The organism is Actinocatenispora comari, from assembly GCF_017312725.1.
Lineage (GTDB): Bacteria > Actinomycetota > Actinomycetes > Mycobacteriales > Micromonosporaceae > Actinocatenispora > Actinocatenispora comari.
The window spans coordinates 59,911-67,194 of the sequence record NZ_BOPO01000033.1 but is presented as its reverse complement, the minus strand read 5'-3'; the positions used below and the strand labels follow the sequence as shown (position 1 = coordinate 67,194).

Here is a 7,284-nt window from a genome sequence, read left to right as displayed (position 1 = left end):
CCGTCCGCCGGCGGCGCTGGCCGCGGCCCGATCGGCGAGCCGGTGCCCGGCAACGCCGCCGGAGTACCGGCCGTGGGCGGCCACCCGGCGGCGGGGACCGGCGCTCCGGCGGTACCGATCGCGGGCGGCGAACCGACGGCAGGGAACGGCGGTGCACCGATCGTGGGCGGCGAGCCCGTGACCGGGGGCCGCGATGCCGGCGGGCCGGCGGCGGGCCGCGCGCCGACGTACGGGGCCGGCGGTGCGCCCGGCGGCCCGGTGGACGGCGTGGGCTGGGGCGGTGAGGTGCGATGATCCGGCGCCTCGTCGCGGCCGCCGCCGGGGTGGTGGCGCTGCTCGCCGGGCTGTGGCTGATGCTCGCACCGTTCGCGCTGGGCAACCAGCCGGCCGGCCGGGACTGGACCCGGCCGACCACGGTCACCGTGCTGACCGGCGGTGCGGTGGCGCTGGTCGGCCTGCTCGGCTTCGTCGCCGCAACCGCGGCGCTCGTCGGCCTGACCCACCGGTACGGCTCCGCGCCGGAACGCTCCGCCGGGTTCGCTGCCGGCCGGGATGCTGCGGGCCGGGATGCTGCGCGCCGGGATTCGGCGGGCCGGGACGCTGCGGGCCGGGACGCTGTGGGCCGGGATGCTGCGGGCCGGGACGGTGCGGGGTCGCTCACCGGCGCGCGCGACGCAGCGGGTGCCTCCGCGGCTCGCCGGAACGACGACGCGGCGCCGGCTCCGGCGGCCGGAGTACCGGGCGGGCAGCCGACCCCGACCGAGCCGGATTCGGTGCCGGCGGCGGACCTGCTCGCCGCGGTGTTGCCGGCGCTGGTCGCCGATCTCACCGCCGACGCGGGCCGGGCGGCTCCGGGGCCTGACCCGTCGTCGCCGAGCGCGCACCCGGGAACCCCGACCGGCCCGGCGGATCGGACCGAGGTACCGGACGGTGCTGACCTCACGGCGGCCGGCACCGAGCCCGGCGGCACCGAGCCCCCGGGCACCGAGCGTTCCGGTACCGAGGAGCCCGATGCCGAGGAGCCCGACGCCGAGGAGCTGGCGGCGGTCGGGGCCGAGACGGCGACGATCGGCAGGTTCCCGCGGCGACCCAGCGTCGGGGTGAACGGGCACTCCGGGCCCGCCTGGTCCGGGTTCCTGCACCCGAGCCACGAGCCCGCCGGCAGTACGGTCGCCGACGCGGTCGGCGGTCGCGGGCGCGCGGAGCGGTACCGGGCGGAGGTGCGTCGTGAAGGTGCGTGACGGTGTCGCGGTGATCACGCTGGTGCTGCTGGCGGTGGCGGGCGGCTGGCTGGTCGCCGCGCCGTTCCTGCTGCACTACCAGCCGACCGGGGCGCACTGGACCGGGTCGACCAGGCTGAGCCTCTGGTTCGGGGTGGGGTTGCTCGGCCTTGGCATGCTGAGCCTCGCCGGGTACGCGACCGCCGCGCTGCGCGAGGTCGTGGTGCGCAACGCGCCGCCCGGCCGGCACGAACGCCGCGACTGAGCTGCGCCGGCGGTCGACGCCGGCGCAGCCGCCGATTCTCCGGCGGCGTCCGCTCCGTGGGGGAGGCCGGACGCCGCCGGACCGTCGATCAGTGGCGCAGGTGGCGGAGCGCGAGGGCGGTGAGCAGGTCGGCCCCGTCGGCCAGCACGTCGTCGGCGAACACCACGTCGCCGGCGTGGTTGCTGGCGGAGTCGGCCGGTGCCGTGCCGGGTGGCGCGGCGCCCAGCAGCACGAACGCCCCCGCTACCTGGTCGAGCAGGTACGCGAAGTCCTCGGACGCGGTGAGCGGGTGCGGCAGGGTGTGCGAGCGGTCCGGGCCGAACAGCTCGGCCGCGGTGTCGAGGACCAGCCGGGCCGCGGCCGGGTCGTTGACGGTCGGCGGGTGCACCGGGGTCGGCTGCACGGTGACGGTCAGGTCGTGCGCCGCGGCGATCCCCTGGTACAGCCGGGTCAGCCGGTCGAGCACCGCGCGCCGTGACTCGGCGGTGAACGAGCGGATCGACAGTTCCAGCTCGGCGGTCGATGGGATCACGTTGCGGCGGGTGCCGGCGTGGATCGTGCCGACGGTGGCGACGACCGGGTCGAACACGTCGAAGCCGCGGGCGACCAGCGCCTGCGTCGCGGTGACCATCTCGCAGGCGGGCGGGATCGGGTCGCGGCTGCGGTGCGGGGTGGAGGCGTGCCCGCCGCGGCCGTGCACGGTGACGCGCAGCCCGTCCGAGGCGGCCATGATCGGTCCGGGTCGGGTGGCGACCACCCCGTGCGGCACCACGTCGCCGAACACGTGCAGGGCGTAGGCGGCGGTCGGGCGGCGGCCAGCCGCGGTCAGCAGCCCTTCGGCGAGCATGGCGCGCGCACCGCCGTGCCCCTCCTCGCCCGGCTGGAAGCAGAACAGCACGTCGCCGGCGAGCTCGTCGGCCCGCGCGGCCAGCCGGTGCGCGGCACCGACCAGCATCGCGGTGTGCAGGTCGTGCCCGCAGGCATGCATCACACCGTCCACAGTGGACCGGTACGGTACGTCGGCGGTCTCGGTGACCGGCAGCGCGTCCAGGTCGGCCCGCAGCAGTACCACCGGACCGTCGGTGCGGGCCCGGCCGCGCAGCACCGCGACGACCGACGAGAGCCCGTGCCCGGTGGCGATCTGCACCGGCAGCCCGGCCAGCGCGTCGAGCACGACGCGCTGGGTCCGGGGCAGCCGCAGCCCGATCTCGGGATGCCGGTGCAGGTCGTGCCGCAGCCGGGTCAGGTTCATGCTTCCAGCGGCTTCTTCGCGGTCTCGGCCAGGAACAGGTACACCACGAACGACACCGCGCACAGCAGCGCGATGTAGTACGGGAACAGCCCGGGGTCGCCGAGCCACTTGAACAGCGTCCCCACGTACGGCGCCGTCCCGCCGAACAGCGCCACCGCCAGCGAGTACGGGAAGCCGATGCCGCTGGCGCGGACCCGGGCCGGGAACACCTCCGCGTTGATCGCCGCCGCGATCGAGGTGTACCCCGTCAGCAGGATCATGCCGACCAGGGTGATCGCCAGCATCACCCCGAACGAGTTGGTCAGCAGCATCAGCAACGGCACGGTCAGGATCGCGAAACCGGCGGAGAACGCCAGCAGCATCGGCTTGCGGCCGATCCGGTCCGACAGCATGCCGCCGAGCGGCTGGATGAGCGCGAAGAACGCCAGCGCGATCGTCGACACGATCAGCGACTCGCCCTTGTCGAACCCGACGTTCTGCTGCGCGTAGGTCGGCAGGTACGCGGTCCACGAGTAGTAGGCGATGGTGCCGCCGATGGTGATCCCGACGATCAGCAGCGACTGCTTCGGGTGCCGGATCAGCGCCTCGTAGAAGCGCGGCCGGTCGGTCGCGGCGACGTGCTTGGTCTCCCGCACACCGCGGCGCAGCCACAGCCCGAACAGCGCGAGTACCGCGCCGAGCAGGAACGGGATCCGCCAGCCCCAGCCGGTCATGGCGTGGTCCGACAGCAGTACCACCAGCAGCGCGGACAGCCCGGACGCGACGAGCTGGCCGATGGTCGTCGACACGTACTGGAAGCTGGCGAACAGGCCGCGGCGGCGCGGCCCGGCCGACTCGACCAGGAACGTGGTCGAGGCCGCGAACTCGCCGCCGATCGACAGCCCGGAGATCAGCCGGGCGAGTACCAGGATGACCGGTGCCAGCACGCCGACCGCGGCGTAGGTGGGCACGATGCCGACCAGCAGGCTGCCCAGGCCCATCAGCAGGATCGTCACGGTCAGCGCGGTGCGCCGGCCGAACCGGTCGGCCACGCTGCCGAGCAGCAGGCCGCCGATCGGGCGCATGAAGAACCCGACCGCGAACACGCCGAACGTCTCCAGCGCGGACGTGATCGGATTGTGGCTGGGGAAGATCAGCGGCCCGAACGTGCTGGCCAGGAACGTGTAGGTGTACCAGTCGTACCACTCGATCGCGTTGCCGACCGACGCCGCGGCGACCTGCCGCAGCCGACCGGCCAGCCCGAGCGGCAAGGTGGCCGTCTCGCTCATGCCTGTTCCCCCCGGGCCGGACCGGTCCGGAGGCTGGTGCGCGCACGATGCGTTCGATGCTGGCCGTTCATGGGGACGCCTCGATTCGTGGGGGATGGGCAGATCATTGCCCCGGGTACCCGAAGTCGGTCGCCGAAACGCAGGATCGAACGTTAGCCTCGCCCACTGATGCAGGATTTCGACGATGCCGACCTGGCCCTGGTGCACGCGTTGCAGATCGCGCCGCGGGCGTCCTGGTCGCTGCTCGGTGCCGTGCTCGGCGCCGATCCGGTGACCGTCGCCCGGCGCTGGCAGCGGCTGTCCGCGGCCGGTGACGCCTGGATCACCGGGTACGGGTCGGCCACGCTGATGCGCCGCACCAGCCTGGCGCTCGTCGCGGTCTCCTGCCTGCCCGGCCGGCTGTCCGAGATCACCGCGCAGATCCTGGACGATCCGCACGCGGTCACCGTCGAGCACACCACCGGCAGCTGCGACCTGCTTCTCACCGTGTGGACCACCGGCCTCGCCGACCTGTCCGACTACCTGGTCGGCCGGCTGTCCCGGCTGCCCGGCGTCACCGCCACCCGCACCACGATGGTCACCGACGTGTACGCGGAGGGCTCCAGCTGGCGCGTCGGCGTGCTGGACGCCGCCGCCCGGGACCGGCTCCGCCGGTCCGCGCTGAGCCGGGCCACCGGGACCGGCGAGTTGCGTACCGTGGACCGGCCGCTGGCGCTCGCCCTGGGCCGGGACGGCCGGGTGCCGTACGCGGAGCTGGCCGCTGCGGCCGGCATCACCGCGGCGACCGCCCGGCGCCGGGTGGCCCGGATGCTCGACGACGGCGTGCTGACGATCCGGTGCGAACTCGCCCGGTACGCCTCGCACCGGCCGGTGTCCGCGACGCTGTGGGCGAACGTGCCGCCCGGGGAGCTCGCCGCCACCGCGGCGGCGATCGCCTCGCGCCCGGAGGTACGGCTGTGCGCGGCGGTGGCCGGCACCCAGAACCTGGTCGTCACCGTGTGGCTGCCGGCGCTGGCCGACCTGCAACGGCTGGAGATCAGCCTGTCCGCCCGCTTTCCTGGGATGTCGATCGCCGAGCGCGCCATCGTGCTGCGGCACCACAAACTGATGGGCCGGGTCCTCGACGACGCCGGCCGCGCGGTCCGGGCCGTCGACATGGACGTCTGGCGCCCGCCCGGCGTCGCCCTGCCCTGACCCCCGTGGCCGTCGAGTACGACTCCGGGATCGGCGGCGAAACCGTGCGGCTGCGCGCCGTCAGCGGCGGGAGCCGGCGAGCTGGCGGCTGGCCCGGTACAGCCGGCGCAGGGTGCCGCGGGGCCGGGTCGGCAGGAACATCGCGCCGACCTCGGACAGCCACTGTTGGAACGCCGGGTCGGCGAGCGGCGCGCCGGACGCCAGCCGCCCGGCGACGGCGTCGCGCACCCGGGCCGCCGTGGCGTACCCGTCGACCAGCACCAGGCTGGACTCGCGGCGGCCGAACCGGCCGTAGGCGATCTCGACCGGCCAGGGCAGCCCGAACAGCGCCCGGACCAGCACCGCGACCGGCGTCAGGACCAGCCGCAACACCTGTTCGGCGGCCATCACCACCAGCAGCGGCAGCGCGATCAGCAGGCACAGCACCGAGATCGGGTCGATGTCCAGGTCGAGCAGGTCGAGCAGCCGGGCCAGCGGTCGGCCGGTGCGGCAGCCGCGCCACGGCGCCCGCCGGCACCACACCCGCCACCCGCCGCCCCGCGGCAACCGTCCTCGCACGCCGTCAGCGTAGGCGCCCACCGCCCACCGCCCATCGCCTCTCCGGCGCGACCTCGGAACACACCGCGCGGACCACCCTCGCCCCAGTGCGCCGGTCGGTCACGCTGCCGTACGGCGGCGGGACGGGAGCAGCAGCACGGGGAGCAGGGCGAGCGCGGTGCAGCCGATGGTCCACCAGAACGTGGTGCCGAACGCCGCGGCGTGCCCGGCGGTACCGGGACTGCCCGCCGCGGCGCGCACCAGCACGGCGGCGAGCACCGCGGTACCGAAGGAGCCGCCGAGCTGCTGCACGATCCGGATGGCGCTGCTGGCGTGCGGCACCTCGGCGGCGGCCAGCCCGTCGAACGCGGTCGCCATCACCGCGATCGTCACCGAGGTCAGCCCGGCGCCGCGGACCACCAGGGCGACACCCAGCAGTACCGGGTCGGGGTGCGTGCCGGCGAGCGCGAACGGGACGGTGCCGGCGACGGTGAGCGCGGCGCCGGTGAGGATGACCGGCCGCGGCCCGATCCGGTCGACGAGCCGGCCGGCCAGTCGCCGTGGCAGCAGCGAGCCGATCCCCTGCGGCGCCAGCAGCAACCCGGCCAGCAGCGCCGACGCGCCGCGGATCTGCTGGTAGTACAGCGGAAGCAGCAGCATCGCGCCGAACATCGAGACGCCGGCGAGGAACATCAGCCCGGCCGCGCCGGCGAACGTGCGGTGCCGGAACAGTCGCAGGTCGATCGCCGGCTCCCGCCGGCTGCGCAGCGCGTACGCCAGGTAGCCGGCGAGCAGCACGATCCCGGCGGCCAGCGGTACCAGCGTGCGCGGCGCGCCGAAGCCGTGCGCACCGGCGGTGGACAGCCCGTAGATCAGGGCGGCCAGCGCGGGGGACAGCAGGGCCAGCCCGGCGAGGTCGAGGTGCGCGCCGGGGTGTGCGGCACCGTCGCGGGGCAGCGCGCGGGCCGCCAGGCCGATCGCCACCAGGACGATCGGTACGTTGACGAAGAAGACCCAGCGCCAGTTCAGGCCGGTGACGATCAGGCCGCCGAGCACCGGCCCGAGGATCGGTACCACCACCGCCGGGGTGCTGACGGTGGCCATCAGGGTGCCGAGCGGGCGGCCGCCGGCGGCGCGGACCAGCAGCGTGGTCAGCAGCGGCTGGATCAGCCCGCCGCCGAGCCCCTGGAACACCCGGAACGCGATCAGGCTGCCGACGTTCCAGGACAGGCCGGCGGCGATCGAGCCGATCAGGAACAGCACGAGGGCGGCGAGCCACATCCGGCGGGCGCCGTACCGCGCGACGAGCCAGCCGGACAGCGGGATGGCGACGGCGAACGCGAGCAGGTAGCCGGCGACGATCCACTGCACGGTGGCGACCGGCGCGTGCAGCTCGCGGCCGATCCGGTCGAGCGCGACGTTGACGATCGTGGTGTCCAGCAGCGGCGCGATGCCGCCGATGATCAGCACCCAGGCGAGCCGGTGCAGCCGCCGGTCGTCGACGACCTCCGTCGTCGTCATGTCCACCACCCCAATAAGAAACGGCCG

At 75.0% G+C, this 7,284-nt stretch carries 7 protein-coding genes; 3 read left to right on the top strand and 4 right to left on the bottom strand.

The annotated features are described in order from the left end of the window. Window positions 1–290: 290 nt before the first annotated feature. Both NUM_RS11095 and NUM_RS11090 read left to right on the top strand, forming a co-directional pair. Window positions 291–1,241: a hypothetical protein gene (locus tag NUM_RS11095; protein WP_207124712.1), complete on the top strand. Its 951-nt coding sequence runs from the start codon at window positions 291–293 to the stop codon at window positions 1,239–1,241. Further along, window positions 1,228–1,485 (top strand): hypothetical protein, encoded by a 258-nt coding sequence (locus NUM_RS11090; RefSeq protein WP_207124711.1) that lies wholly within the window; start codon window positions 1,228–1,230, stop codon window positions 1,483–1,485. The genes NUM_RS11095 and NUM_RS11090 overlap by 14 nt, the downstream gene beginning before the upstream one ends. An 88-nt stretch (window positions 1,486–1,573) precedes the next feature. Here NUM_RS11090 and NUM_RS11085 read toward each other — a convergent pair whose 3' ends face one another. Both NUM_RS11085 and NUM_RS11080 read right to left on the bottom strand, forming a co-directional pair. After that, a complete protein-coding gene (locus NUM_RS11085; RefSeq protein WP_207124710.1) occupies window positions 1,574–2,737 on the bottom strand; it encodes a M20 metallopeptidase family protein in 1,164 nt (387 codons plus the stop codon). Beyond that, a complete protein-coding gene (locus tag NUM_RS11080; protein ID WP_207124709.1) occupies window positions 2,734–4,005 on the bottom strand; it encodes an MFS transporter in 1,272 nt (423 codons plus the stop codon). The genes NUM_RS11085 and NUM_RS11080 overlap by 4 nt, the downstream gene beginning before the upstream one ends. A gap of 168 nt (window positions 4,006–4,173) precedes the next feature. On the opposite strand from NUM_RS11080, the gene NUM_RS11075 reads away from it, so the two are divergent. After that, complete coding sequence (locus NUM_RS11075) at window positions 4,174–5,199, top strand: Lrp/AsnC ligand binding domain-containing protein (RefSeq protein ID WP_207124708.1); 1,026 nt, start codon at window positions 4,174–4,176, stop codon at window positions 5,197–5,199. A 60-nt stretch (window positions 5,200–5,259) separates the two neighbouring features. On the opposite strand, the gene NUM_RS11070 is transcribed toward NUM_RS11075, so the two are convergent. Continuing rightward, window positions 5,260–5,757, bottom strand: coding sequence for a hypothetical protein (locus tag NUM_RS11070; protein ID WP_207124707.1), 498 nt, complete (start codon window positions 5,755–5,757; stop codon window positions 5,260–5,262). A 99-nt stretch (window positions 5,758–5,856) separates the two neighbouring features. Further along, complete coding sequence (locus NUM_RS11065) at window positions 5,857–7,257, bottom strand: MDR family MFS transporter (RefSeq protein WP_207124706.1); 1,401 nt, start codon at window positions 7,255–7,257, stop codon at window positions 5,857–5,859. Window positions 7,258–7,284 lie beyond the last annotated feature (27 nt).

Coding starts and splice junctions, on each gene's coding strand:
- NUM_RS11085 (WP_207124710.1), bottom strand. CDS start 2,737: ATGAACCTGACCCGGCTGCGGCACGACCTGCACCGGCATCCCGAGATC.
- NUM_RS11065 (WP_207124706.1), bottom strand. CDS start 7,257: ATGACGACGACGGAGGTCGTCGACGACCGGCGGCTGCACCGGCTCGCC.
- NUM_RS11080 (WP_207124709.1), bottom strand. CDS start 4,005: ATGAGCGAGACGGCCACCTTGCCGCTCGGGCTGGCCGGTCGGCTGCGG.
- NUM_RS11095 (WP_207124712.1), top strand. CDS start 291: ATGATCCGGCGCCTCGTCGCGGCCGCCGCCGGGGTGGTGGCGCTGCTC.
- NUM_RS11075 (WP_207124708.1), top strand. CDS start 4,174: ATGCAGGATTTCGACGATGCCGACCTGGCCCTGGTGCACGCGTTGCAG.